At 68.0% G+C, this 25003-nt stretch carries 27 protein-coding genes and 2 pseudogenes; 8 read left to right on the top strand and 21 right to left on the bottom strand.

The genetic code is table 11. The features are described from left to right. Positions 1-64: 64 nt before the first annotated feature. Genes ACIP1U_RS13105 through ACIP1U_RS13095 form a run of 3 tightly spaced genes read left to right on the top strand, consistent with a single transcriptional unit; the run spans position 65 to position 2412 of the window. Positions 65-1261 carry a cytochrome P450 gene (locus ACIP1U_RS13105; RefSeq protein ID WP_400315327.1) on the top strand — a complete coding sequence of 399 codons (1197 nt, stop codon included), beginning with the start codon at positions 65-67 and terminating at the stop codon, positions 1259-1261. Between the two features lie 27 nt (positions 1262-1288). Further along, positions 1289-1645 (top strand): antibiotic biosynthesis monooxygenase family protein, encoded by a 357-nt coding sequence (locus ACIP1U_RS13100; RefSeq protein ID WP_400315325.1) that lies wholly within the window; start codon positions 1289-1291, stop codon positions 1643-1645. Between the two features lie 11 nt (positions 1646-1656). After that, positions 1657-2412 carry a sulfite exporter TauE/SafE family protein gene (locus ACIP1U_RS13095; protein WP_400315322.1) on the top strand — a complete coding sequence of 252 codons (756 nt, stop codon included), beginning with the start codon at positions 1657-1659 and terminating at the stop codon, positions 2410-2412. A gap of 196 nt (positions 2413-2608) precedes the next feature. On the opposite strand, the gene ACIP1U_RS13090 is transcribed toward ACIP1U_RS13095, so the two are convergent. Beyond that, the gene (locus ACIP1U_RS13090; protein ID WP_400315319.1) at positions 2609-3358 is read right to left on the bottom strand and encodes a carbonic anhydrase; all 750 of its coding nucleotides are present in this window, start codon (positions 3356-3358) and stop codon (positions 2609-2611) included. A 317-nt stretch (positions 3359-3675) separates the two neighbouring features. After that, entirely contained in the window at positions 3676-3876 is a 201-nt protein-coding gene (locus ACIP1U_RS13085; RefSeq protein ID WP_400315317.1) for a DUF3606 domain-containing protein, read from the bottom strand. A gap of 150 nt (positions 3877-4026) precedes the next feature. Between ACIP1U_RS13085 and ACIP1U_RS13080 the strand changes: the two genes are divergently transcribed. Next, a complete protein-coding gene (locus tag ACIP1U_RS13080) occupies positions 4027-5127 on the top strand; it encodes an alpha/beta hydrolase family esterase (protein WP_400315315.1) in 1101 nt (366 codons plus the stop codon). A gap of 16 nt (positions 5128-5143) precedes the next feature. Here ACIP1U_RS13080 and ACIP1U_RS13075 read toward each other — a convergent pair whose 3' ends face one another. Together ACIP1U_RS13075 and ACIP1U_RS13070 are read right to left on the bottom strand one after the other, a co-directional pair. Beyond that, positions 5144-5458: a 2Fe-2S iron-sulfur cluster-binding protein gene (locus ACIP1U_RS13075; RefSeq protein ID WP_400315313.1), complete on the bottom strand. Its 315-nt coding sequence runs from the start codon at positions 5456-5458 to the stop codon at positions 5144-5146. Then, a complete protein-coding gene (locus ACIP1U_RS13070) occupies positions 5451-6068 on the bottom strand; it encodes an IMPACT family protein (protein WP_400315310.1) in 618 nt (205 codons plus the stop codon). Before ACIP1U_RS13070 ends, ACIP1U_RS13075 begins: the two co-directional genes overlap by 8 nt. Positions 6069-6249: 181 nt before the next feature. Here ACIP1U_RS13070 and ACIP1U_RS13065 point away from each other — a divergent pair. Beyond that, positions 6250-6618, top strand: a pseudogene (locus tag ACIP1U_RS13065) (alkaline phosphatase); the annotation flags it as partial. A gap of 114 nt (positions 6619-6732) precedes the next feature. After that, positions 6733-7350 (top strand): DUF938 domain-containing protein, encoded by a 618-nt coding sequence (locus ACIP1U_RS13060; RefSeq protein WP_400315308.1) that lies wholly within the window; start codon positions 6733-6735, stop codon positions 7348-7350. A gap of 44 nt (positions 7351-7394) precedes the next feature. On the opposite strand, the gene ACIP1U_RS13055 is transcribed toward ACIP1U_RS13060, so the two are convergent. Then, positions 7395-8159: a sulfite exporter TauE/SafE family protein gene (locus tag ACIP1U_RS13055; protein ID WP_400315306.1), complete on the bottom strand. Its 765-nt coding sequence runs from the start codon at positions 8157-8159 to the stop codon at positions 7395-7397. Positions 8160-8319: 160 nt separating this feature from the next. Here ACIP1U_RS13055 and ACIP1U_RS13050 point away from each other — a divergent pair. Next, a pseudogene (locus ACIP1U_RS13050) lies at positions 8320-8764 on the top strand (PLP-dependent cysteine synthase family protein); the annotation flags it as partial. A 51-nt stretch (positions 8765-8815) separates the two neighbouring features. On the opposite strand, the gene ACIP1U_RS13045 reads toward ACIP1U_RS13050, so the two are convergent. From ACIP1U_RS13045 to fliF, 9 genes are all read right to left on the bottom strand, one after another. Continuing rightward, positions 8816-9304: a GFA family protein gene (locus ACIP1U_RS13045; protein WP_400315304.1), complete on the bottom strand. Its 489-nt coding sequence runs from the start codon at positions 9302-9304 to the stop codon at positions 8816-8818. 94 nt (positions 9305-9398) lie between these two features. After that, positions 9399-10061: a DNA oxidative demethylase AlkB gene (alkB, locus tag ACIP1U_RS13040; protein WP_400315302.1), complete on the bottom strand. Its 663-nt coding sequence runs from the start codon at positions 10059-10061 to the stop codon at positions 9399-9401. Between the two features lie 41 nt (positions 10062-10102). Further along, positions 10103-10519, bottom strand: a complete 417-nt coding sequence (locus ACIP1U_RS13035; protein WP_400315300.1) for a type II toxin-antitoxin system HicB family antitoxin — start codon at positions 10517-10519, stop codon at positions 10103-10105. A 516-nt stretch (positions 10520-11035) separates the two neighbouring features. Beyond that, positions 11036-12484 (bottom strand): flagellar hook-length control protein FliK, encoded by a 1449-nt coding sequence (locus ACIP1U_RS13030; protein WP_400315298.1) that lies wholly within the window; start codon positions 12482-12484, stop codon positions 11036-11038. A 134-nt stretch (positions 12485-12618) separates the two neighbouring features. After that, on the bottom strand, positions 12619-13071 hold the full coding sequence (gene fliJ / locus ACIP1U_RS13025) for a flagellar export protein FliJ (protein WP_400315295.1): 453 nt from the start codon (positions 13069-13071) through the stop codon (positions 12619-12621). Further along, a complete protein-coding gene (gene fliI, locus ACIP1U_RS13020) occupies positions 13049-14530 on the bottom strand; it encodes a flagellar protein export ATPase FliI (protein ID WP_400315453.1) in 1482 nt (493 codons plus the stop codon). The genes fliJ and fliI overlap by 23 nt, the downstream gene beginning before the upstream one ends. Positions 14531-14546: 16 nt before the next feature. Continuing rightward, positions 14547-15362 (bottom strand): flagellar assembly protein FliH, encoded by an 816-nt coding sequence (gene fliH, locus ACIP1U_RS13015; RefSeq protein ID WP_400315293.1) that lies wholly within the window; start codon positions 15360-15362, stop codon positions 14547-14549. Further along, positions 15349-16371 (bottom strand): flagellar motor switch protein FliG, encoded by a 1023-nt coding sequence (gene fliG, locus ACIP1U_RS13010; protein ID WP_400315290.1) that lies wholly within the window; start codon positions 16369-16371, stop codon positions 15349-15351. Before fliG ends, fliH begins: the two co-directional genes overlap by 14 nt. After that, the gene (gene fliF / locus ACIP1U_RS13005) at positions 16358-18094 is read right to left on the bottom strand and encodes a flagellar basal-body MS-ring/collar protein FliF (RefSeq protein WP_400315288.1); all 1737 of its coding nucleotides are present in this window, start codon (positions 18092-18094) and stop codon (positions 16358-16360) included. The genes fliG and fliF overlap by 14 nt, the downstream gene beginning before the upstream one ends. A gap of 409 nt (positions 18095-18503) precedes the next feature. On the opposite strand from fliF, the gene fliE reads away from it, so the two are divergent. Further along, complete coding sequence (gene fliE / locus ACIP1U_RS13000; protein WP_400315286.1) at positions 18504-18827, top strand: flagellar hook-basal body complex protein FliE; 324 nt, start codon at positions 18504-18506, stop codon at positions 18825-18827. A gap of 260 nt (positions 18828-19087) precedes the next feature. On the opposite strand, the gene ACIP1U_RS12995 is transcribed toward fliE, so the two are convergent. The 7 genes from ACIP1U_RS12995 to ACIP1U_RS12965 form a co-directional block, all read right to left on the bottom strand. Beyond that, positions 19088-19375 carry an EscU/YscU/HrcU family type III secretion system export apparatus switch protein gene (locus tag ACIP1U_RS12995; RefSeq protein WP_400315283.1) on the bottom strand — a complete coding sequence of 96 codons (288 nt, stop codon included), beginning with the start codon at positions 19373-19375 and terminating at the stop codon, positions 19088-19090. Continuing rightward, complete coding sequence (locus tag ACIP1U_RS12990; RefSeq protein ID WP_400315280.1) at positions 19372-20679, bottom strand: flagellar hook-length control protein FliK; 1308 nt, start codon at positions 20677-20679, stop codon at positions 19372-19374. The genes ACIP1U_RS12995 and ACIP1U_RS12990 overlap by 4 nt, the downstream gene beginning before the upstream one ends. Positions 20680-20815: 136 nt before the next feature. Beyond that, a complete protein-coding gene (locus ACIP1U_RS12985; protein WP_400315278.1) occupies positions 20816-21148 on the bottom strand; it encodes a flagellar protein FliT in 333 nt (110 codons plus the stop codon). Position 21149: 1 nt separating this feature from the next. Further along, positions 21150-21557, bottom strand: a complete 408-nt coding sequence (fliS, locus tag ACIP1U_RS12980) for a flagellar export chaperone FliS (protein WP_400315275.1) — start codon at positions 21555-21557, stop codon at positions 21150-21152. A gap of 18 nt (positions 21558-21575) precedes the next feature. After that, the gene (gene fliD / locus ACIP1U_RS12975) at positions 21576-22982 is read right to left on the bottom strand and encodes a flagellar filament capping protein FliD (RefSeq protein WP_400315272.1); all 1407 of its coding nucleotides are present in this window, start codon (positions 22980-22982) and stop codon (positions 21576-21578) included. A 71-nt stretch (positions 22983-23053) separates the two neighbouring features. Next, the gene (locus ACIP1U_RS12970) at positions 23054-23428 is read right to left on the bottom strand and encodes a flagellar protein FlaG (RefSeq protein WP_400315270.1); all 375 of its coding nucleotides are present in this window, start codon (positions 23426-23428) and stop codon (positions 23054-23056) included. Positions 23429-23570: 142 nt separating this feature from the next. Continuing rightward, a complete protein-coding gene (locus tag ACIP1U_RS12965; RefSeq protein ID WP_400315267.1) occupies positions 23571-24860 on the bottom strand; it encodes a FliC/FljB family flagellin in 1290 nt (429 codons plus the stop codon). Positions 24861-25003 lie beyond the last annotated feature (143 nt).

The raw sequence follows: 25003 nt of genomic DNA, 5'->3' as shown, positions 1-25003 counted from the left end.
CGGTGAAGCGTTTCCCCCGCGCAAACGGCAAACTGGGCAGCACATCCAGCCCCCATGTGCCGCCATGCTGCCTGCCACCGTATCCGATGCCGACGATGCCGACGATGCCGACGATGCCGACGATGCCGACGATGCCGACGATGCCGACGATGCGCTCGATCCGCTCAGCGCCGTCACGCACCCCGATCCCTACCCCTACTACCGCGAACTGGCGACGCACCGGCCGTTCTTCCGTGACCAGCGGCTCGGCCTGTGGGTCGCGGCAGGCGCGCGCGAAGTGGCGGAGGTGCTGTCCCATCCCGATTGCCGCGTGCGCCCGCCCGCGCAGCGGGTGCCACCGGCACTGGCAGGCACCGCCGCCGGGGACTTATTCGGCCGGCTGATCCGCATGAACGACGGCGCCGCGCATGCGCCGTTGAAGGGGTTGCTGATGCCGTTGCTGGCCGCTATCGATCCGGCTGCAGCCGCGCACCGTGCGGCAGCGCTGGCTGAGCTGATCGATCTGATGGCGGCCGACACGGCATTGTCCGCCGAGCGCATCAATGGCGTCCTGTTCACGTTACCGGTGGTGACGCTGGCTGACCTGCTCGGCCTGCCCGTCGCCGTGGATTGCGCGACGGCAGTGGCAGTGGCGGCCCACGTCGCTGCTTTTGCCGCCGCACAGTCGCCGCTTGCCGACGCGAATACCGTGCAAGCCGGCGCGCTCGCCGCACAATGGCTTGGCAACTGGCTTGCCAATGCCGAACCGGCAACGGGCCCGTTGCCGTCGCTGCACGTGGCCGCGCATGCTGCGGGCATCGATGCGCAAGCGGTGTCGGCCAACACCATCGGCCTGCTGGTGCAGGCCTGCGAAGCCACCGCCGCGCTGGCAGGCAATACACTGCTGCGTCTCGGCCGTGGCAAGGTGCCGTCCGGAACCTCACCGGAAGAACTGGTCGCAGAGGTGGCGGTGTCGGATCCGCCGGTGCAGAACACGCGCCGCTTCCTCGCCGCCGATGCACACCTGTGCGGCCACGACGTCAAGGCCGGCGACGCGGTGCTGGTGCTGCTGGCCGCGGCGTCCTGCATTGGCTTGGCGGATGGCAAATGCCCATGGACCTTTGGCCACGGCCGCCACGCGTGCCCCGGCGACAGGCTGGCGCAGGCGCTGGCCGGCGCCACGGTCCGCGCGCTGCTGGCGCGCGGCGCCGAACCGGCCGCACTGGCGCGCGCATTCCGCTATCGTCCGTCCTTGAACGCACGCATCCCGCATTTCTGCTAGGACCAACATCCAGGAACACGGAGCCCCATGATCGCCATCATCTTCGAAGTCGAGCCCGCGCCGGGCCGCCGCGATGCCTACCTCGATATCGCCGCTAAGCTGCGCAGCGAGCTGGAGGCCATCGACGGCTTTATCTCGGTCGAACGCTTCCAGAGCCTGGCCAACCCCGGCAAGGTGCTGTCGCTGTCCTTCTTCCGCGACGAGGCCGCGGTGATTGCCTGGCGCAATACCGTGGCGCACCGCGAGGCACAGGCCGCGGGCCGCGGCGGCGTGTTCGCCGACTACCGCCTGCGCGTGGCACAGGTGTTGCGCGACTACGGCATGCACGCGCGCGACGAAGCCCCCGCCGACAGCCGCGCGGTGCACGACCGCAAGCCCGGCTGAAGGAGCCAGCGATGACGATGGAAGCCATCGGCACACAGGCCGCCTTTATCGGCCTGACCTTCTTGCTGGCAGGCTTTGTCAAAGGCGTGGTCGGCCTGGGCCTGCCCACCGTCGCGGTGGGCCTGCTCGGGCTGGTGATGCCGCCGGCGCATGCCGCGGCGCTGCTGGTGGCGCCGTCCATGGTGACCAACGTCGTGCAGCTGTTCAGCGGTCCGCGCTTCGGGCAACTGGTACTTCGGCTGTGGCCGATGCTGGCGGCGATCTGTGCCGGCACGTGGCTGTGCGCGGCGCTGGTGCCGGCAGGGATGACGACCCATGCGACCTCGGCGCTTGGCGTGGCCCTCGTCTTGTACGCGGTGGTGGGACTGGCAGCGATCAAGTTGCACGTGGCGCCGGCGGCAGAGGCCTGGCTCGGGCCAGTAGTCGGCCTGGTGACGGGCGCGATCACCGCGGTGACCGGCGTGTTCGTGATTCCCGCCGTGCCTTACTTGCAAGGGCTGGGGCTCGAAAAGGAAAGCCTGGTGCAGGCGCTGGGGCTGTCCTTCACGATATCGACCATTGCGCTGGCGGTCAGCCTGGCGCTGGGCGGATCGTTGCTGCACACGCCGGTGCTGGGGGCATCATTGCTGGCGCTGGTGCCCGCGCTTGGCGGCATGTTCATCGGACAATGGCTGCGCCATCGCATCAGTGCGGAGCGCTTTCGCAAGCTGTTCTTCTGCGGGCTGCTCGTGCTGGGCGCGGAATTGGCGATGCGCGGGCTGTCATGAACGCGGGTCTTTGCCATACCGCTGGTTTGCTCCCCTCTCCCGCTTGCGGGAGAGGGGCCGGGGGAGAGGGCCGGCGCTGGCTATGCGACAGCGTTTTACTTCGTGGGGGCTCTCGCCCTCTCCCCGACCCTCTCCCGCAAGCGGGAGAGGGAGCACACAAGCAGTCAGGCAAAGGTCATGGGTACGCGCACGACCCTCAACGTCCCGCCTGCACCACCCGCCCATTCAATGGCTGCACCGGCCGCGCATTCATCCGGTAAAGCTTGCGGAACGTCGCCAGTTGCGCCGCCGAAATCTCCACCGGCGTCTTCAACACCTGCCACCGCACGTCCTCGCTGCAAGGCGGCGTGGTCAGCGAGCCGGTGAACGCCCAATACGATTGCTGCGCAGGCAGCAGCGCCGCAACGTCCAGCGGCGCAGTCAGTTCGCGCGATTCACCGGCCTTGGCCGGCAGGCTGGCAAAAACCGGCTGCAACGCCGCGTTCTCGCGCCCGGTCTTGAACAGCACTGCCACCACCGCCAGCTTGCCTTCGGCGTTCTGGTGAACCAGGTGCGCCACCAGCGGATAGGCCTTGCCGTTGATCTTCTCCTCGCTCGGCGTATGGAAGTGGAACTGCACCAGCTTGTACGCCGCGCCGTCGAACTCGGCCTGACCGCCCGCAGGCAAGTTGACCTGGATGGTATGGCCGGTGTTGACCACGGTTGCCTGCGTCGCGGTGTAGCCAAAGCCGATCGGCTTCAGGTCGGCGCTTACGGCCTTGCCGGTACGGATATCGATGGGCGACTGGTGCTTGCCCAGCGAGCAGGTCTGGTAGCCGGCGTCCAGCTCGCCCCAATGGCTGGCGCCGGTCGGTCCGGCGTAGCTCCAGTGGGTATCGTTGCCTGCCCAGGCGGCAGGGGCGAGCAGGGCTGCGCAAATGGTGATGGCCGGCAGCTTGATGGTCATGTCGATGCGTCCTCGTGTAGGTGACCCCCATGTACTCGGATCTCCCGGGTTGGCGCGGTCTGCTGCCAGGCCTGACCCGGGCCCGAAATCATGCAGCAAAACTCGCCTCACGCGAACACAGCATTACTGAATTCCGGTCTGCACTGCGCTTATTCCGGGTATGCGGCTGGCGCTGGCGCATTGGCCAATACTGGGACTGTTCGAGGGGTTCGGGACGCGCGACCGGTGCCTGCGCCAGTAGACCGACGACGCGGCCCTGGACCGGCAATCGGGGTCATGACAGGCACGTCCGGCATGATCCGGCCGTGCCTGGGGCTTCAGTGTGGCGGGGTGCCCGGCGGGTTTGACTCCAGCTGGTCCCGCACCGCCGCGATATGGTCGCCGGCGGCATCGACGGCTGCTTCGAGGTCCTGCTCGCTGCAGTGAAGCTCGCGGCACCAGTACTGCACTTCAAGCGGATCCATCAGGTTAATGCGGCCCGGATCCAAAGGCCTGAACTGGCTCGTTGCATCGATCATGCTCGCCTCCTGTTCGTGCCTCGGCGCGACACGACCCTTGCATTGTAGGCAGTGATCGCGATCACGTTGCATGCAATGCCGATGCAGTGCGCCATGCCATGCACGCGACGGCATATGATGCACGGGTTACCCACGCCGACAGGACGCCGCATGCCTCGCTCTTCCGGTGCAAAGCTCTGGTCCACGCTGAACAAGGCCGCCACGCGCAATGCCCGCCGCATGCAGCGCGCGGTCAACCGCAGCATCACCAAGCCGATGACCGAGGCTATCGTGCGCAACGCGGTGAAGCAATCTGCTGCAGTCACCGCGGCCACGCAGCGCGCGCTGTCCGGCGTGGTATCGCCGGCCGAGCCGCCGCGCAGCCGCGGCAGCGGGCGCTGGGAGGAGGGCAGCTGGGGCGCCGGGCCGCTCGCGCCGCGGCGCTATCGCATCTTTGTGCCGGCGGGCGCCAATGGCAGGCGCCGCGCACCGATGCTGGTGTTGCTGCATGGCTGCGGGCAGGACACCGCCGCGTTTGCCGCGGTGACGCGTGCTGCCGCCGTGGCGCGCGAAGCGGGCTGGGTGGTGCTGCTGCCGGAACAGAGCTCGCAGGCGAACGGGCAGCGCTGCTGGAACTGGTTCAAACCCGCCGGGCAGGGCGCAGTGGAAACGGGTCTGCTGATGGCGCTGATCGAGCAGGCATGCCGCATGCATCCGGTGGCGGCGAACCGCGTCAGTGTGCTCGGCTTGTCAGCGGGCGGGGCGATGGCATTGACGCTCGGCCTGCGCTATCCCGCGCGCTTCGCCGCGGTCGGCTCGCATTCCGGTGCAGTGCCGTGGAGCGCCACCAACGCGGCCCAGGCAACACGCGCGATGCGCGGCCAGCGCGGGCCCGATGCCAAGGCCGTCCACGCGCTGCGACTGGGCCTTGCCGGCCGGCGTCCGCCGCCGCTGTTGCTGCTGCATGGCGATGCCGACGCCATGGTCGATTTCAGCAATGCCACCGCGGCGGCAGCGCTGTGGATGCACCTGCAGCCCGAAGGCGCGCATCCGCTCGCTGTGGTGCCGGCGCGGCGCATTCAGCGCGGCATGCGGCGCGCGGTCGATGTGTTCGACTGGGCCGAGGGCAAGGCGCCCTACCTGCGGCTGGTGCGGGTCGAAGGGCTTGGCCACGCGTGGAGTGGCGGTGCAGGCGGGCATGCGTTCTCGGATCCGGCGGGGCCGGATGGGCTGAAGCTGGCGTTGCGGTTTTTTCTGGCGGTCGGGGGGTGAGGAGCGTCGGGGCGCGTCACCCCAGCGACACCGGCTCAATCACCACATCACTTACCGCACAAGCCACGCAGGGCAGGATCAGCCCTTCCTCTTTCTCATCCAGGCTCAGCCCGGGCCATTCGATCCGGTAGCGGATCGCTCCGGCATGCAGCCGGCTGGCACAGGCGCGGCAGGTGCCATTGCGGCAGGAGTTGCGCAGCGGCACGCCGTCCAGCAAAGCGGCTTCCAGCAAGCTCAGTTCAGCCGGGGCGGCAAACGTCTGGCCACCCGGCAGCACCTGCGCAGTGAATTCGCTGCCGATTTCAGCGATGGACGCTTCGCGTTCATCCATGGAATTCATCCTGTGCCTGCGGAAATTGCGCGCGCCCATGGGTGGTGTCGCGCAAGGCATCGCGTGTCGCGTCCACTTGCGTGGCAGGAAGGCGCAGCACCAGCGTTGCCAGCGCGCCATAGGCGGTATCGGCCAGCGTGCAGCCTTGCTGGGCGGCCTGCTCGATCCAGCGGCGCACGCGCGGCTCGTCGGCATAGTCGATCGATATCGTCAGCGTGGCGTAGGCGATGCGCTCGATCCGCTCGGCCGACTTCAGCGCGGCGGCGATTGCATCGGTGTAAGCGCGCACCAACCCGCCGGCGCCCAGCTTGACGCCGCCGTAGTAGCGCACCACCGCGGCCAGCACGCCGTCGAGGTCGTGATGGCGCAGCACTTCCAGGATCGGGCGGCCGGCCGTGCCGGAAGGTTCGCCGTCGTCGGACATGCCCGACGCGCCGCCGGCGAGCAGCGCCCAGCACACATGGGTCGCGGTGGGATGTTCCGCGCGCAGCGCCTGCAGCGCGGCCATGGCCGCGTCGCGGTCGGCCACCGGCAAGGCCAGGGCCAGGAAACGGCTCTTGCGGATTTCGATTTCGGCCTGGACGGGGTGGGCTAGCGTGTAGGTCGGCAAGCGGGAAGGACGGAAAAAGCTGGAAAAAGCTGCGCGATGCGGTCGCGGACAGAAGCGGGAAGTGTACCGCAGCGTATCAGCCACCTCCGGCCGCGTCACCGCGTGAAGTGTCGCATCGTCAACTTATTGTCACACACCCTACGATCTGCGGCGGTCGGGCGCAATGCCGCCCGACCGCGCGGACAAGGTTGCCACGCCCGACCACCTCAAGTTCTCGGAAAAGTTGCGCACGCTGTTCGTCGGCGAGGACAGCAACACCCACGTCAACAACTTCCTGTGGGCTTACAACGTCGACACCAAGGTGCTCAGTCGCGTGCTGTCGTGCCCGGCCGGCGCCGAATCGACCGGGTTGCATGCGGTGGACGAGATCAACGGCTGGACCTACGTGATGAGCAACTTCCGGCTCGTGGGTGACTGGGATCCGCCGCTGCATGACAAGGTCAAGCCGACGCTGGATCCGCTGGTGCGGGCCAATTATAAGGACCGCTTCGGCGCGGCGGTGGGGTACCTGACCGGGGATCCGACCGGCGTGAAGCTGGCGAAGGCCTGACGGCAAGCGGCCGCTGTGGCATGAAGGCGGCGGCGCTTTGCCGCCGCCAGTGCATCCCGGGCCCGGGCAGACTCTGCTACGCTAGCCGTCCACCCGGCAAACGAGGCCGTCGCCATGACCGACCAGACCCATGACCCCGACGCACGCCGCATGGCGCCCGCCACCGAGCGCAATCGCGAGCCCATCCTCGCGGTGCTGCGCAATGTGCTGCCCGCCAGCGGCACGGTCCTGGAAATCGCCAGTGGTACTGGCCAGCACGCGGCGCACTTTGCCGCGGCGTTTCCAGGGCTGACCTGGCAGCCGAGCGATCCCGACCGTGCCGCGCGCGAATCGATCGCCGCGTGGACCGCGCATGCGGGCTTGACCAATGTGCGCGCGCCGCTGGACCTTGACGTGTGCCGCCAGCCCTGGGACATCGATGCCGCCGATGCGATGGTCTGCATCAACATGCTCCATATTTCGCCGTGGGCCGCGGCCGAGGCGCTGTTCGCAGGCGCCGGAAAGCTGCTGGGTCCCGGCGGCGTGCTCTACCTGTATGGTCCCTATCGCCGCGGCGGCGCGCATACCGCGCCGAGCAATGCCGCCTTTGACGCACAGCTGCGCGCCACGGACGCTGATTGGGGCGTGCGCGACATGGAAGACGTGGTTGCGCTGGCCGCCGCGCAGGGATTGCGCTGCGACGAGCCGGTGCCGATGCCGACGAACAACTTCAGTTTGGTGTTCCGCAAATAGCCGCGTTGTGCGGTTGGATGGTGCGTTCGCGTTGTGGGGCGCCTTCAGCCGCGCACCAGCATCACGATGGCCGTGGCGATCAGGCACACGGCAAACAGTGCGCGCAGGCGCCGCTCGGGCATCCGGTGCGCCAGCGCCACGCCCCATGAGATCGTCAGCATGCCGCCCAGCGAAAGCGGAATGCCGCTGGCCCAGTCGACATGCCCGGCGTGGGCATACGTGCCCAGCGCCACCACCGCTCCGGGCGTCACCAGGGCAAGCGCCAGCCCCTGCGCCGCGGCCTGGCGCAGCCCGAACAGCCCCACCAGCGCCGGCGCCGCGACCACGCCGCCGCCCACGCTGAAGAAGCCGGAAAAGGCGCCGCCGACCACGCCGACCAGCGGTAGCCAGCGCGGCGAGACGCGCGCCTGCTGTACCGTGGCCGCGCGCCCCGGCAGCAGCCGCCACAGGAAGTACAACGCCAGCCCGATCATGAAGACCGCGAAGATGCGCCGCAGCACATGCGCATCCATCGCGGTGGCCGCGCGTGCCGACAGCCAGGTAGCCAGCACCGCCGACAAGCCCAGCACCAGCGCGGTACGCAGGGCAATATCCGCGCGCTTGCGGTATTGCCAGAAGCCGATCAGCACATTGGGCGCGATCATTACCAGCGCGGTGCCCTGCGCCAGCTGCTGGTCCATGCCGTAGATCAGGCCCAGTGCCGGGATCGCGATCAGCCCGCCGCCGATGCCGAACAGCCCGCCCACCGCACCGAGCACACCGCCAAGGCCAAAGATCAGGAGCGAGGACAGCAGGGAATGGCCAGGCATCGGAGCTGGGGTAAGGCAAAGCAAGGCAGGGGCAATGCGGGGCGTGGAAGCGGCGGCGTCGAAAACCGAAAAGCGCGAAAGCGGAAAGCGGAATGTGCAGCGGGCACCATCATACGCGACGAAGCCGGCAGGTGCTTTGCACTAAATCGTCGTGATTTCGGAAATCCTGAACGACTTCCCCGAAGGGCTGGACGTGTTGATCACCGGCGTCGGCACCGGTGGCCACCTGACCGGCTGCGCCCGGGTGCTGAAGGACAAGTGGCCGCAGCTCAAGGTCTTCGGCGTCGAGCCGGTGGCCTCGCCGGTGATCTCCGGCGGCGCGCCGGCACCGCACCCGATCCAGGGGCATCGGCGCGGGCTTTATCCCTGGCAATCTCGACACCGCGCTGCTCGACGGCGTGATCCAGGTCGATGCCGAACCCGCGCGCGAGTTGGCCCGCCGCTGCGCGCGCGAAGAAGGCATCCTGGTCGGCATCTCGTCCGGCGCGACGCTGGCAGCGATCGCGCAGAAGCTGCCGGAGCTGCCGGCCAATGCGCGCGTGCTGGGCTTCAACTACGACACCGGCGAACGCTACCTGACGGTGGAGGGTTTCCTGCCGGCCTGAGGCCACTTGCCGGCAGCGACGCCGCGCCAGGCGCTCGGGGGATGCGCGCCGTCAGCGCGAGGACAAGCCATGGCGCTTGTGCCAGTCGGCCAGCGACTCCTCCGGCCATGTGTCACAGTGCACGTGGCCCTTTCCCTTGGGCACATCGACCCAGGGCACGGCGGATTCCAGCGAGGCCTCCACCACCTCGGGCGGGCGCGGCAGTGGCGTGTCGATGGCCGACGCATGCGGATACACCAGCTCCGGCCAGCGCGGGTCCCATAGCCACAGCGCGCTGCCGCACTTCACGCAGAAATGCCGCTGCGCCGGCGAGCGCCGCGCGCGCTTGCCCGGCTCGCGCAGCACTGCGTGGTAGATGCCCAGGTGCTTGCGCCCCCGCACGTGCAGCGTGGCGGCATCGCCGCCGATATTGATCGCATAGCCGCCGCCGCCCGCGGTCTTGCGGCAGATCGAGCAATGGCAGTGCATGTACGGGCACGGCGAGTCCGATTCGAGCGAGAAATGGACGGCGCCGCAATGGCAGGAGCCTTCGAGGTGCATGGTGGGGTCCTTTGCGCGTTGGCGTTTCCGGCAGTCCCTTGACTGTAGAAAACCCTGCACAAAGTGCAAAACCACGCGTCGCGCCAGGCTTGCGCTACAGCGCCTTGCGGAAAGTCAGGTTGATGCGCGCGCGTCCCAGCAGCGGATGGTCGCCGTCGGCCAGCGGCGCCACGCCGTGAAAGGCCAGGCGCGACGGGCCGCCCCACACCACCACGTCGCCATGCGCCAGCCGCACGCGCTGCGGCCGCTCCGCGCGGCGCATGCCGCCGAACAGGAATACCGCCGGCAACCCCAGCGAGACCGATACGATCGGCGCGCTGAAGTCGCGCTCATCGCGGTCCTGGTGCAGCGACAGGCGCGTGCCGGGCACATAGCGGTTGACCAGGCAGGCATCGGGCGCGAAGCCGGCAAAGCCGGCTTGCGCCGCCGCTTCATCCGCCAGCGCGCGCAATCGCGGCGGCATCGCCGGCCATGGCTGGCTGCTCAGCGGATCGGTGCGGTCATAGCGATAGCCACGGGCATCCGAGACCCAGCCCGCATCGCCGCAGTTCGTCATGGCCACCGACATCGTCAGGCCGCCGGGCGTCACCATGTGGCGCAGCGGGGCGGCGGCAATGACCGCCTGCACGTCGGTGAGCAGGGCCTCGGCGTCCGCGCGGGCAAGGCCGCGCAGCACCACTGCGCCGTCCGCAAGGGGCTCGGGCGCAGGGTTGGCCGCGGCGGGGTCGTCGAGGTTGTCGAAGAGGTCGAAGGTCATGGCCTGGAGTGGACGCGTCAGGCACCGGCATGCCGGTCTGGTCAGGCGACTGTCAGTTCCAGCCGCCTACCCAAGGCCCGAAACGCGGCTTCGATGGTGTCGATCTTGGTCGCGTGCTCGAGGTTGACGATACGTTGGACCTCCTGCTTGCGGGTATGCAGGCGTCGCGCCAGTTCTGCCTGGGAGACGCCCTGCGCCAGCATTTCATTGAGCAGCAGGACCTTGGCCGACACACTGGCCGGCAACTCGACAAGGTGCTGGTTCCGCCTGGGTTTGGACGGCAGCGGAACCTGCCGGCCGTCTTCGAAATAAAACTCCATCGCGGTAGCCAGCGCATCGGCCGCCATGGCGCACGCGTGCTCGATGGAGTCGCCACTGGTCAGGGCTTCGGGGATATCGGGGAAAGACACGACGAAGCCATCACCGTCGGCGACGACATCGGCAGGAAACCGCAACATATCCACACTCCTTTTGGGACGAATGCTGGTCTGCGTGGCGGGACCTACGACAGTCCGAGTTGCTTGAAGACTTGCACAGTCCTTTCAATGGTAAGCAAAAATGTTTACTGATTCTAGCAGCAATGGCTAAATCCCGGTCTTCGCCGATTTTGGGGAACGGTGACGAACTGTGCTTTCGGCACTGCCGTGGCACGAACGTGCTGATGCGCGCTCCCTCTCCCGCTTGCGGGAGAGGGTTGGGGAGAGGGCCGGCATGTCCACGAAGTGAAGTGCTGCACTTCGTTGATGCTCCGGCCCTCTCCCCCGGCCCCTCTCCCGCAAGCGGGCGAGGGGAGAAAGCAAGCGGAAAAATGTAGCGTCGAGGCCGGCCAAAACGCCCCCACCAAGGCCGCCCGGCTAATCGGCGATGAACCCTAATATGGTGGCCGCTTGACTCCCTCGACCGCCCTTGTCCATCAACAAAAATGCCGCCTGAAACGGCGGCCTTTTTGTCAGCGGAAGTGCGGATTGCCCGGATCAGGCGAACGTATCGATCTCGCCGCGCGCCAGCACTCGTGTAGACCGGACCACCGGTTCCGCCGGGGCGGAGGTCTCGGTGCCAGCCAGAGTGCCCGTGCCGAAGGCCGCTTGCCCCCGCCCGTTGCCCGGCGCTTGCTGCTGTTGCTGTCCATTGCCGGCCTGGCCGGCAAAGCCGTCCGCACCGATGGAAGTCTGTCCCAGCTGGATGCCGTTCTCTGACAGCGCGGTGCGCAGGTGCGGCAGCGCCGCTTCCACCGCGGCGCGTACCGCCTGGTGCGGCGAGACGAACTGGGCCTGCGCCTGGTCGTTGACCACGTTGAGCACGACCTTCAGCGGGCCGAGGTCAGGTGGGTTCAATTGCAGCTCGGCGCTCTGCGCGCCCTGGGTGCTGAGGCGGATCATCTGCTGGCCGAGGGCCTGCGGCCACTGGCTGTCGTACAGCGCCGGAGTGACCGTCGCGCGAGCGGCTGCGGCCGCGGCAGCCGCCGGGGCCTGGGCCGTTTGCTGGGCGGCGAGCGTGGCGGCCAGGGCTGGCGTGTCGGCGGCGCTGGCTGATGCGGTGGTGGCCTCGGTGGCGCGCGCCGCCGCTTGCGCGGCGGCGAACAAGGTAGCGGCCGGGCGCCCATCGCCGGTGGCATTGCCGGTGCCATTGGCGGCGGCAAGCGGATCGGCGCGATGCTGGCCGACGCCGCCGTCGGGCTGCTGGCCGGCGTTGTCCTGCTGCGCGGGCATGCCGGCAGCCGGCACGGATTGCGCGAGGGCAGCGGCGGACCTGGCGTCGGTGGCGGCCGGCGCGCCGCCCTGCATCGCGGCGCGTTGCGAGGCGATGGTGGCGAGCGTGTCGGCGGCGGAAGGCTGGGCGGGCTTGGCTTCGGCGGTCACGACCTGCAGCGTGCCGGGCAATGCGGTGTCGCCCCGCAGCGCCGGTGCCGGGGCGCTGGCAAGGTCGGCTGTGTCGGCAGCCGCCGGCTGCGCGGCGCCGGCCAGCGCGGCTTGCAGGGCAGCGCTGCTGCCTGCGTCGGCGGCCGAGCCGACCGCTGCGGTGGCAGCGCCGGCCGCTGCGGACGATGCCGTTGCCGTTGCCGGCAGCAGCAACGCCAGCGCCGCGGCGGCGGCTGCGGCATCGGCGGCAACGGTGCTGTCATCGTCTTCCTTGGCCTTGTCGGCGGTGTCCGTCTTTCCCGCCGGCGCGGCTTGCGGCTTGCCGGTGTCGGCACGAGCCGGCTCCGGTGCTGCCTGCTTGTGGCTCGCAGACTTTTCCTGCCCAGCGTCTGTGTCGCGGGCCCTGGATGCCGGGACTTGCTGCGGGCTGCTTTCGCGGGCGCGCGTCAGTACGTCGCCGAAGCCGCTGGTGTCGCCGCTGGCTCGCTTGACGCTTTCGGCTGCACTGCCTGCCGCCTTGGCGGCATTGGCGGTGTTGCTGACAATCTGGCTGATATCGATCATGTCTTTCTGCTGCGGATTTCCGGTTGCTGTCTCGGCTTAACTGAGCCGGCTTAACTAAGCCCGCTTAACTGAGCCCGCTTAACTAAGCCCGCTTAACTGAGCCCGCTTAACTAAGCCCGCTTAACTGAGCCCGCTTAGCCGAGCCGGCTGGCGGCGGTGCGCGCCAGCCGGGCCGCGTATTCGTCGTTGGCGCGCTGCTCGCGCCGCGCGGTGACCTGCTCTTCCCTGGCATCGGCACGCGCGATCAGCGTGTCGAAGGAATTCAGGCGGCGCTTCTGGTGCTGCCAGCGGTCGCGCCCGGCCAGCAGGTCGGCTTCGGCCTTGGCCAGCGCCGCGGTCTGCTGGCGGATGGCGTGGTCGAGCGAATCGAGGAAGCGCGAAAAGTCCTGCCAGCGGCTCGATGTCATGCCCTCCGCCGCCACGGCCTGCATGCGGGCGCGGTACTCCTGGCGGTATTGCGTCAGCTGGTTCAGCTGCTGCTCCGCCTGCGTGCGCAAGCCCTGCAGCCGGCCGAGTTCGCGCGCGGCGGCATCGGTATCGTTCTGGGCGAGGTCCGCCAGGGTATTAAGCGGTGAAGGCTTGGCCATGTTCACTCCTGTCGAAGAGGCTGTGCAGCTGGGCGATGGCGTCGTGGTAGCCGGCGCGCTGGTGGACGTCCTGTTGCAGGTAGGCTTCCATGCGCGGATGCAGGCGGATCGCGAGATCCAGCTCGGGATCGTTGCCCGGCACGTAGGCACCCACGCTGATCAGGTCGCGGTTGCGCTGGTAGCGCGACATCAACTGCTTGAAGCGGCGCACCGAGGCGAACTGCTCATGCGGGATCAGCGCGGTCATGGCGCGGCTGATGGAAGCCTCGACATCGATGGCGGGGTAGTGCCCCGATTCGGCCAGGCTGCGCGACAGCACGATATGGCCGTCCAGGATCGCGCGCGCCGAATCGGCGATCGGGTCTTGCTGGTCGTCGCCTTCGGTCAGCACGGTGTAGAACGCGGTGATCGAGCCGCCGCCCTCGGGGCCGTTGCCGGTGCGCTCGACCAGCGTCGGCAGCTTGGCGAACACCGATGGCGGATAGCCCTTGGTTGCGGGCGGTTCGCCGATCGCCAGCGCGATCTCGCGCTGCGCCATGGCGTAGCGCGTCAGGGAATCCATGATCAGCAGCACGTGCTGGCCCTGGTCGCGGAAATACTCGGCCAGCCGGGTCGCATAGGCGGCGCCCTGCATGCGCAGCAGCGGCGAGCAATCGGCTGGCGCCGCCACCACCACCGAGCGCCGGCGGCCTTCCGGCCCCAGGATGTTTTCGATGAATTCCTTGACCTCGCGGCCGCGCTCGCCGATCAGGCCGACCACGATCACGTCGGCGCTGGTGTAGCGCGCCATCATGCCCAGCAGCACGCTCTTGCCCACGCCCGAGCCCGCGAACAGGCCCATGCGCTGGCCGCGGCCCACCGTCAGCATGCCGTTGATGGCACGCACGCCGGTATCGAGCACGGTTTCGATGGGGGCGCGCATCAGCGGGTTGATCTGCTCGCCGGCCAGCGGCACCTCCATCGCCGCGGTCAGCGGACCCAGGCCATCGAGCGGACGGCCCGCGGCGTCGAGCACGCGGCCGAGCAGGCCCGCGCCGACGGGCAGGCGCTTGGAGCCCGGCTCGCGCGGCGCGGCGATGGAAGTGCCGCTGGCCGGCTGCGGCGATGGCTCCAGCGGATAGACACGCGCGCCCGGCAGCAGGCCGACCACGTCGGATTGCGGCATCAGGTAGAGGCGGTCGGCCCCGAAGCCCACCACTTCCGCCTCGGCGGTGCGGGGTGCGTTGCTGTCGGCGCTGAACTGCCCGGCGGGCAGTTCGATCAGGCAGTCGCTGCCCACCGGCAGGCGCAGGCCCACGGCCTCGAGCACCAGGCCCGCGGCACGCGTCAGGCGGCCGCAGCTGCGCTTGCTGTCGAGGCCGGCAATACCGGCTGATGCAGTTTCAAGCGCACCGACCCAGCGTTGCGTATGCTGGCCCGATGCGCCATCCGGCGCGGCATGAGCGGCGGATGGAGCCATGGCTTGAGCGACGGCCTCAGTCATGCGGCGGCTCCCACGGATCGTTGCGGCCCAGCGCCTTGACCACGCGCGTCCAGCGCGTGGCCAGCGTGGCGTCGCGCTCGCCGCTGGCGGCGCTGGCGATGCAGCCTCCGCGCGCCACCGTCGGATCCGGGCGCACGGTCCAGCCCGCGGCTTCCAGTTCGGCTTGCAGGTGCGTCTCGACCAGCGCCACGTCGTCAGGATGCAGCAGCACGCTGGGCGCCCCCTGCAGCGCGGGCTCGCTGGTCAGCAGCTCGCGCACGGCGGGCAGCAGCACCGAGGGATCCTCGGCCACAGTGGTGCGCACCAGTTGGCGCGCCACGTCCAGCGCCAGCGTCACGAGCGCGCGCGCAACCTGATCGTCGACGCCCGCCAGCGCGCCCCGGAAATTCGTGGCCAGCGCCTGCAGCTGCGCGGCCTCGTTGCGCGCCGCCTCCAGCCCGCGCGAGTAGCCTTCACGGTGGCCGTCGCCATAACCCTGGGTCTGGCCCTGCGTGTAGCCCTGCGCATAGCCTTCCTTGCGCGCGCCTTCGCGCATCGCATCCAGCGCCGCGAAATCGATCGGCGGCGGCGCGGGCTCGGCTGGCATGAGGTCGGCCGGTGCCTCGGGCGCGATATCGCGCGGGTCGAGCGAGCCCATCTGCCAGCGCTGCCAGCCGGCGCCGCCACCGCGCGCCCGGCGCGGCGGCTCGAACGGCGCGAAGCCGCCGCCGTGCGCGCTGTCAGGAGGATCGCCGCGCACCGCGCCGCGTGCGCTCAGTGCGTTGAGTGTGTTCGAGCCGCGCTCGGGTAATGCATCAGACATAGGCATCGTCGCCTCCGCCGATCTGGACTTCGCCCGCATCCGCCAGGCGTCTCACCACCTGAAGGATGGCCTTCTGCTCGGCCTCGACCTGCGACACGCGTACCGGGCCGAGCGCATCCAGGTCCTCGCGCAGCATTTCGCCGGCGCGCGTGGACATGTTGCGGATGAACTTGTCGCGCAATTCCGACGGCGCGCCCTTGAGCGCGACGATGAGCGACTCGGTGGCGATTTCCTTGAGCACGCGCTGGATGCCGCGGTCGTCGACCTCCAGCAGGTTCTCGAACAGGAACATCTCGTCGATGATCTTCTGCGCCAGGTCGCCGTCGTGCAGGCGCACGCCGTCGATGACCGCCTCTTCGTGCGCGGTGCTCATCAGGTTGATGATCTCCGCCGCAGTGCGCACGCCGCCCATGCGGCTGCGCTTCAGGCTCTGGCCCGCCAGCAGCTTGGTCAGCACGTCGGTCAGTTCCTGCAGCGCGCCCGGCTGCACGCCGCCGAAGGTGGCGATCCGCAGGATCACGTCGTTGCGCAGGCGGTCGGTGAACAGGCCCAGCACTTCCGACGACTTCTGGCGGTCCAGGTGGATCAGGATGGTGGCGATGATCTGCGGGTGCTCGTCGCGGATCAGCTCGGCGATCGAGGTCGCGTCCATCCAGTTGAGCGAGTCGATGCCGCTGCCCGGGTCGCGCGATTCCAGGATGTCCTCGATCACCGACTGCGCGCGCTCCTCGCCCAGCGCCTTGTTCAGCACGCTGCGGATAAAGGCGCTGGAATCGACGTTCAGGGCCAGGTACTGCTCGGTCTCCGAGCGGAACTCGCCCAGCACGTCGGCCATTTCCTCGCGCGTGACCGAGCTGAGCGTAGCCATGGCGGCGCCCAGTTCCTGCACCTCGCGTTGCGACAGGTGCTTGAACACCTCGGCCGCGGCATCCTCGCCGATCGCCATCATCAGGATGGCGCTCTTCTGCAGGCCGCTGGCGGAGGTTTCCTTGGAGATAGCCTTAGCGGTGGTCATTGGCAATCCAGTTCTTGATCACGCTGGCGACCAGGCGCGGGTCGCGCTGTGCGGCGTCGCGCACCAGCGCGAGGTCGCTTTCATACTTGGCGGCAAGCCGCAGGACTTCCGGATTGGCCGGCTCTTCCGGCGGCAGCAGCACGGCCTCGGTCTCTTCCTTGGCTTCCGGTGCCGGCAGCGGCGGCGTGGTGTAGCGGCGCAGGATCGGGCGCGCCACCTTGAACCACGCGAACAGTGCCAGCAGTGCCAGCAGCAGGTAGCCCGCGCCGGTCTTGCCCAGGTCGATCATTTCAGGTTGCTTCCACAGAGGGACTTCCGGCGTGACCTCGCGGTCCACGGTGAACGGGCTGTTGACCACGTTGATCGAGTCGCCTCGATCGGACGAGAAGCCCATCGCCTCCCGGGTCAGGTTCTGGATCTGCGCCAGCAGCGCTGGCGGCAGCGGCTGGGCCACCATCTTGCCCTTGGCATCGGCCACCTGGCGGTAGTTCACCACCACCGCCACCGACAGCCGGCGCACGCCGCCAGGCGCCTGCTGCACGTGGCGCACGGTGCGGTCGAGTTCGTAGTTGACGGTGGAATCGCGGCGGTTGCTGCTCGGGCCGCTGGGGCCGGCCTGGCCGTTGGCGGTGCTGGCCTGCGCGCCTTGCGCGGCCTGGCCTTGTTGGCCCTGTTGACCCTGTTGTCCGGCCGCGGGTGCGCCGGCCTGTCCAGGCGCCTGGCCCGCACGCGGCGTCTGCGGCGTGGTCACCGGCGCGACCGCGGCAGCCGGCGGCTGGTTGGACAGCGCACCGGGCACGCCGCCCGGCGGCGTCGCGCCCTGCTGGTTCGACTCGCTGGTCTGCTGGCTGCGGATGGCCGAGCGGGTGGGATCCTGGTTGGGCTTGTAGCTCTCGTCGGTGTGCTCGACGATGGAGAAGTCCACGTCGGCGGTCACCTGCGCACGCACATTGTCCTTGCCGACGATCGGCGCCAGGATCGCCTCGATGCGCTTCAGGTAGTTCTGCTCCAGCGCCTGCACGTACTTGAGCTGGGTGGCGTCGAGCATGCGCTCGTTGCCGGAGTTCGACAGCAGGTTGCCGTGCTGGTCGACGATCGAGATCGACTTGGGCGTCAGCTCCGGCACGCTCGACGACACCAGATGGCTGATCGCCGCGACCTGGCCTTCGTCGATGGCGCGGCCCGGATAGAGCTGCAGCACGATCGAGGCGGTGGGCTTCTGGCGCTCGCGCACGAACAGGGTCGGCTTGGGAATCGCCAGGTGCACGCGGGCCGACTGCACCGCCGCGATCGATTCGATCGAGCGCGCCAGCTCGCCTTCCAGCCCACGCTGGTAATTGACCTGTTCGGCAAACTGGCTGATGCCGAACTTCTGGTTGTCCATCAGCTCCATGCCCGCGGTGCCGCTCTTGGGCAGGCCCTGCGAGGCCAGACGCAGCCGCGTCTCATGGACTTTCTCGGCCGGCACCATCACCGCGCCGCCGCCTTCGGCGAACTTGTACGGCACGTTCATCTGCTGCAGCGACTGCAGCACCGCGCCACCATCGCGCTCGGACAGGTTGCTGTACAGCACCTTGTAGTCCGGCGCGCGCGACCACAGCACGCCCACGGCGATGGCCGCGGCCAGCGCCGCGCCGCCCAGCATCAGCGGCAGCTTGGGGTTGGCCTTCAGCCGCTCCAGCACCTCGGCCGGCCGGCCAGGCATGGCAACCGCCGCGGTCACGCGCGTGCTCCTGCGCCGGCGCCGCGATGCTCGCGACGGCTCGGACGGTGATGGCGGCCATGGTCGTCGGCGCGGCCCATGGCGCGGCTGACGGCGCGGCTCACATTACGCTGCAGAGAAAACACGCGTACTCCCGGATCGATGGTTGGTCTGGCGCGTGCCGGAGAAAACCGCTGGGCGATTGCCCGCGCTTCTCCGGCACGGTGGCAATGATCGGCCAGACTTGAGTAGGACAATCCCGCAAACAGACCCGGTTTTCCGCCCGATTTCGGGCCATGGCGCGTGCGTGGCGGCAGGTACTCTGCAAACCGTTGAAAATCGGTGCGACCCTTCTGCCTGGATGGCATGGATGTGATGGATGGGACGCGCCACCGACTGACCCGGCCACCGCCCGGCCCATGACGACGCTATGACCACTATTTCTTCCATCGAGGCCATGCTGCAGCAACTGCGTGGCCTGTCACAGGTTGCCTCGGGCAACAGCGCCACCCAGTCGGCGCCGGTAGCCGGCGGCGGTTTCGCCAGCGAGCTGCAACGCTCGCTGGGCAAGATCAACGCGGCGCAGGAGCGCGCGTATGGCCAGGCCGAGGCCTTCGAGCTGGGCAAGCCGGGGGTCGCGCTCAATGACGTGATGATCGACCTGCAGAAGGCCAATATCTCGTTCCAGACCGGGGTGCAGGTGCGGAACCGGCTGGTGCAGGCGTATCAGGAAATGATGAGTATGCCGATCTGAGTAGGCGGCGGTGCCGCTTGCAAGTAATGAACCCCTGGGCGACGTTCGAGCGACGCTTATGAACCGAAGCGTGAACGCAAGCCGCTAGCGGTGGTGATCGCTCCCCTCTCCCGCGAAGTGGGAGAGGGGTGGGGGAGAGGGCAGGAGCATCCACGAAGTCAATCGCCTCAGTACTGCCAGCGCCTGCCCTCTCCCCCGGCTCCTCTCCCGCAGGCGGGAGAGGGGAGCAAACCTGGCGCGCACCAATGGCCGACGCCGGCTCACATTTCGGCCGGACCATCCATGCCCGATTCCAGGTGATAGATCCACGCCAGCAGTTCGGCCACCGCCACGTACAGCTGCGGCGGGATCTGGCTGTCCAGGTCCACCTGCATCAGCAGGTTGACCAGCGTGGGCGAGTCGTGGATATAGACACCCGCTTCTTTGGCACGGGCAATGATGGCCTCGGCCACCACGCCATAGCCCTTGGCGACCACGCGCGGGGCCTGGTTGTCGTGCTGGTAGCTGAGTGCGATGGCCGCGCCGCGGTCTGCTGCGCTTTCGCTCATGAAGCGGCTCCGGCAGCCAGGTCGTCCTGGGTCTGGATATTGAGCCGCTGCAGCGGAATTCCCTGGGCTTCCAGCCGGCTGCGCAACAGCGGCCGCGCGGCGATCAGGCGCGCCGCGATATCGGTCTCGCCAGTGGCCAGACGCGCTTCCAGTCCGGATGGGCCCAGCGTCAGCAGGGCTTCGACGGTACCAAGGCTGGGCAGCTGCAGCCGGATCCGGGTCGACCACGGCCGGCTTGCGTCGTCGGGGCCTTGGCCGCTCGCCTCGGGATCCGTACGCTGGATGTCCCACGCCATGGCTGCGCCCGGCCAGGCTTCGCCAGCGAAGCGGAACTGCTGCGTGGCGAGCAGTTCGAGCTGCTGGCGCACCACGCCTTCGGTTGACGGATGAATCGCCGGCCCGGCGGGTGCCGCCTGCCGGGCGGCTTCGCTGGCGAGGCTATCGGCATCGCCGGTGCGTGCCGCATGGGCTGCCACCGTTTCGGCAGCCGCCGGGCGCACGGCATCCGCGGCGGCCTGGTAGGCCTGCGTCGCCAGCATGCCGGTGGACGGACGTGGCGGTGGTGTGTCCGCATCGCGGCTATACATGGCAGCGGAGCCAGTCCCCTGGCGCACACCTTGTTCAGAAGGGGCGTGGCTGTGCGCTACGCGCGGATTGCGTGGCGAGGCCAGGGCTTCGGCCAGGACTTGCGAGGCCGGCAGCAGCGGCGGTGTGCCAATGCGAGGCACGTCACCGCTGGCCGGTCCGGTGTAGGTCAACATGGCCGAGGCGGAAGCCTGCGACTGCGCAGTGGATGGTTGGCCCGATGCCGCCTGCGATGCCGGACGCGGCACGCCTGCCTGCGGCTCCGGCAGGATGGTCGACAAAGGACGCGCGCCGCCGACCCACTGCGCCAGGTGCGACTCATAGAACAGCCCGCTTTGTCCCACCGCATTCGCCAGCGCCGCCGCGGCGGCCTGCATCGAACCGGCTGCCGGCGGTGCGGGCAACAACGGCGTACCTGGCTTGACTGGTGGCGGCTCGGCGCCCTCCATGACCGCCAGGATCGCGCGCGCGGCACTGCTCAGCGACTCACGCGTGGATGTGCCCGGCAGCAGTGCGGCCTGCGCCGGCATGCCATTTGCGCCGGCGGCCTGCTGGCTGTGGCGGATCGCCTGGCCGGTGGAATTCTGGACACTCGATTCCGTGGCCTCGGATACGGGCTGCAGCGCGGCCAGCTTGTCGATTGCCAGCGCGGGGCGCAGCAATTGCGGGTCCGGGGCCTGACCGGGAGCCAGGCCTGGTGGCAGGTGGATGCCGGTCATTTGTCAGGGAGCAGCGGTCAGGGTGAAGCGGTCAGGGTGAAGCGGGAAAAGTCGGCGCGGCGCGGGGCCGTACGCGTGTGTGGTCAGGCGAGGGGGGCGCGCCGGTGCCGGCGCGCGGTATTTGCCTGCGTGCCGCTCAGGCCATTGCACCGTACGCCGACGCTAACTCCACCTGGCGGCGCGAACTGCTCAGCATGTCGCCGAGCTTTTTCAGCTGAGGCACGGCCAGGTCGCGGATGCGGGCATCGTACGTGAGGATGCGGTCCAGCAACTGGTAGCGGCGCATGCGCTCGGCATCGGAGAACGGGGCTTCGTGGTCGAGCTGCCGCAGGTGTTCGACCTGTTCCAGGTAGCTGCGCTGCAGCTCGGTGACGGCGTCCCAGTCGGCCGCCTGGGCGGCGTCGTACATGCGGGACGACAGGGCCAGGATGGCTTCGTAGCAGGTGACGATGGGGGAGAAGGGTGCCATGTCAGTTGTCCTGTAAGGCAGGTTGCGGCTCATCGATCTGCGCCCACGCCGAAGCCAGGCCTTCCAGCAGGGCGTCCACCTCGGCCAGCAAGGCCGCGTCGCTGCGCAGGTTGGCCAGCATCAGCCGGCGCACCATGTATTCATAGAGCGACTCGAGATTGGCGGAAATTTCGCCGCCAGCGTCATGGTCGAGTACAGCGCGCAGGCCATTGTCGATGATGTCGATGGCTTTGGAGATGGCGTTGCCGCGCTCCGCGATGTTGCCGCCTTCCAGGTGGAATTTGGCGCGCGCGATGGCGGCGCGCGCGCCGTCATACAGCATGGCAATCAGCTTGTGCGGGCTTGCGCTCATGGCGCCGGTGTGAACACCGACCTGGGCGTAGGCGTTTGCGGCTTGGCGGGCGAACATGCGCGTTATCCCCGTAAGTTACTTGGAGCTGCTATTGGTGAGCGCGTTGAACTGCTGCGTCAGATAGCTGCTGGTGCGGTTCATCTGCGCGACGATCAGGTCCAGTTGCGTGAACTGGGCCTTGTAGCGGTCAATGGTTGCATTGACGCGCTCCTCGACGCGGTCATAATCGTCTTCCAGGTCCTTCAGCGTCTTGGTGATGCCGTCCTGGGCCGACTTCAGTGCGCCATCGGTCTTGGTCAGGCTCTCGACATAGTCGCTGACCTGCTTGCCGATGCCACCGCTGCCGCTGGTACTGGAAAACATCGCCGTGACACCGCCAAGGTCGGTATTCAGCGCCTTGGTCAGCTTGGTGTCGTCGAGCGCCATCGTGCCGTCCTTGTTGAACGAGATGCCGACGTCAATCAGCGTCATCGTGCCACCGTTGCCGTTGTCCATCGCGCCGCCCAGCATGCCGCGCAGGCGCGACTGGATCGTCCGCAACGTGCCGTCGCCGGTCAGCGCCGCCGAAGTGCCGGCGTCGGTGTCGAAAGCCGTCAGGCTCTTTGCCGTGCTCTGGATATTGTTGTACGCGGTGACGAATGCCTGGACCGATGCCTTGATCGCATCGTTGTCGCGTGTCACCACCAGCGAGGTGGTGCCGGTCTTGCTCAGGTTCATGGTCACGCCCTGCGCCGCGTCCACCACCGAGTTGCTCTGGCTGACCACGTCGATGCCGTTGATCTTCAGCGTGGCATTGGCCGGCGGAACCTTTTGCTGCATCTTGTTGGCGGCAGGCGCGGCCGCCGGGTCGAAGGCGACCACGTTGTTCAATGCGGCATCTGCCGACGACACGCGCATCGTCGCTTGCGTGCCGGACTTGTCGGAAGTCAGCACCAGGCGGTAAGGCGAGGCGCTGCCGTCGTTGACGATGCTCGCGGTCACGCCGATGCCGGCCTTGTTGATGGCGTCGCGCACGCCTTCCAGCGATGCGTTGGCCGGGATGGTGACCTTCTTGGTGCTGGTGGCGGCGCCGCCGGTGGCCAGCGCTTCGCCAAAGTCGAAGGTGATCTCGCCCCCGCCGATCGCGGCCTTCTGGTCGGCGACGTTGCTGCTCACCAGCGACTGCGCCGTGGCCAGCGTATTGACGGTGATGCTGTAGTTGCCCGGAACCGCGTTGGCGGCGGTGGTCACCGACATCACGTCGGTGGAGCCGACGGTGGCCTTGACCGCGCCGAACGTGTCGGCGCTGGCCAGCTTCTTGGCCGCGGCCTGGTATGCCGACAGCACGCTTTGCAGCTGGCTGAAGGCCGAGAGCTTGGTCTGGTAGCTCTTGGCCTGATTGTTGATCGCGGTAAGCGGCGCCTGTTCAGCCGTCTTGAGCTGGTCCAGCAGGGAGCTCAGGTCCAGGTTGGAGCCGATGCCGATGGAGGAGATCGTGGCCATGGTTGTCGTGCCTTTTCTTCAACTGTTGTTCGTTTGCGCGGCGTGGTGCGACGGTGCGTGGCGTCAGGCAATCAGGCCGTCTGGCTGACTAGCAGTCCCTGCAGCTTGTCCATGGCCCGGGCGATGCGCAGCACCTCTTCCGTGGGCATCTGGCGGATCAGGTCGCCGGTTTCCTTGTCGATCACCTTGGTGATGATGCGGTTGGTGTCTTCGTCGATCTCGAAACGCAGGCCGATCGAGGTGGTCTTCAGCGCATCGGCCAGCTCGCCGAGCGCGGCCTGTGCATCGCCGGAAGCGGTGCTGTCGTTGATCGGCCTTGCCGTGTCGCCTCCCGCTCCGGTGACCCCGGCCGGCGGCGGCGCGCGATGCGCTGCGGCCGCATTGGCGGACTGCATATCGGACGGCACGCGGACTGTGCCGGGGTTCACGATCGGGGATGGCGGCATGATCTGCTCCGTCCAGAACGGAAGATTCCAGGTTGGGCTTGAAACGCTTGGCTCGCAGCGGCCTGCCAGCGAAACGCTCCAGCGGATCGGACAAAAAGGCCGGGCCTCGCGGCCCAGCCTTCTGTACATGGCGCGGATGCGATTAACGCAGCAGCGACAGCACGCTCTGCGTGGTCTGGTTGGCTTGCGACAGCACCGAGGTGCCAGCCTGCTGCAGGATCTGCGCGCGGGTCATGTTCGACACTTCCGTGGCGTAGTCGGCGTCCTGGATGCGCGAACGCGAGGACGACAGGTTGGTCACGGTCGTGCCCAGGTTGGCGATGGTGGAGTCGAAGCGGTTCTGCACGGCACCCAGCGAGCTGCGCAGGTCGTCAACGATCTTCAGGGCGGCATCGATCTTCTTCAGCGGGTCGACGGTGGAAGCACCGGCGAATTCAGCCGTGGCGCCGGCGCCGCTCAGCACGATGTCGGTACCGGTGTAGTCGAAGTCGGTCGGGGTGGCACCGCCGTTGGCCAGTGCGCCAGCGCCGACGGCGAAGTTGCGGCCCTGGATCGTCGCGTAGGCAGTGACGGCACCAGTGCTGTCGGTGCCAACCTTGACCAGCTGGTTGGCCAGCGCGGTCGCGGTGGTCACGCCATTGTCCGGGTCGGTGAACTCGAGGTCGGCACGGTTCAGCACGACGTTGCCAGTGGTATCGTCAACCGAAGCTGCGTAGTAGTCGTCGCCCGACTTGACGACGAAGTTGGCGGTGGCGGCGCCCGCGGCGTTCTTGACGTTGTGCAGGCTCAGGCTGCTGGCCGACACGCCCAGCGAGGTGGCGGCGGAGGACAGGTCGACAGCTTCCGGCGTACCGCCAGTGTTCGTTTGCGTGATTGCTTCGCTGACGTTCAGGGCGTTGCTGCTCAGGCTGAAGCCCTTCAGGCCCAGGGTGCTGGAGTCGATCTGCTTCAGGTCGATGGTGATGGTCTCACCGTCGTTGGCACCAACCTGGATGGTCAGCGGCTTGGCGTTGGCGGACAGCACCTTCACGCCATTGAAGTCAGTTTGCTGCGAGGTGCGGTCGACTTCCGCCAGACGCTGCGAGATTTCGTCCTGGATCGACTTCAGGTCCGAAGCCGAGTTCGAGCCGTTGGCGGCCTGCACGCTCAGTTCACGGATACGCTGCAGGTTGTTGTTGACTTCGGTCAGCGCGCCTTCAGTCGTCTGCGCCAGCGAGATGCCGTCGTTGGCGTTGCGCTGGGCTTGCGTCAGGCCCTTGATGTTCGCGGTGAAGCGGTTCGCAATCGCCTGGCCAGCTGCGTCGTCCTTGGCGCTGTTGATGCGCAGGCCCGACGACAGACGCTGGATCGCCGTGTTCAGCGACGATTGCGAAGCGTTCATGTTGTTCTGAGTCATCAGAGACAACGAATTGGTGTTAATGACTTGCGCCATTTACGACTCCTATTTGCAAAGTTTTCTGGCATTCCGGCTGCTAGCCGTAACGTTGGCTGCCTGCTTTGCAGGGCGTAGAGTGCCTCCGTTGCAAAGGTTATCGACCGCCCCCGGCAAAGGTTTAGAGTGATCTCTGCAAGAGT

This window comes from Cupriavidus sp. NPDC089707, from assembly GCF_044748965.1.
Classification (GTDB): domain Bacteria; phylum Pseudomonadota; class Gammaproteobacteria; order Burkholderiales; family Burkholderiaceae; genus Cupriavidus.
This window is presented reverse-complemented; position numbering and strand designations above follow the sequence as displayed.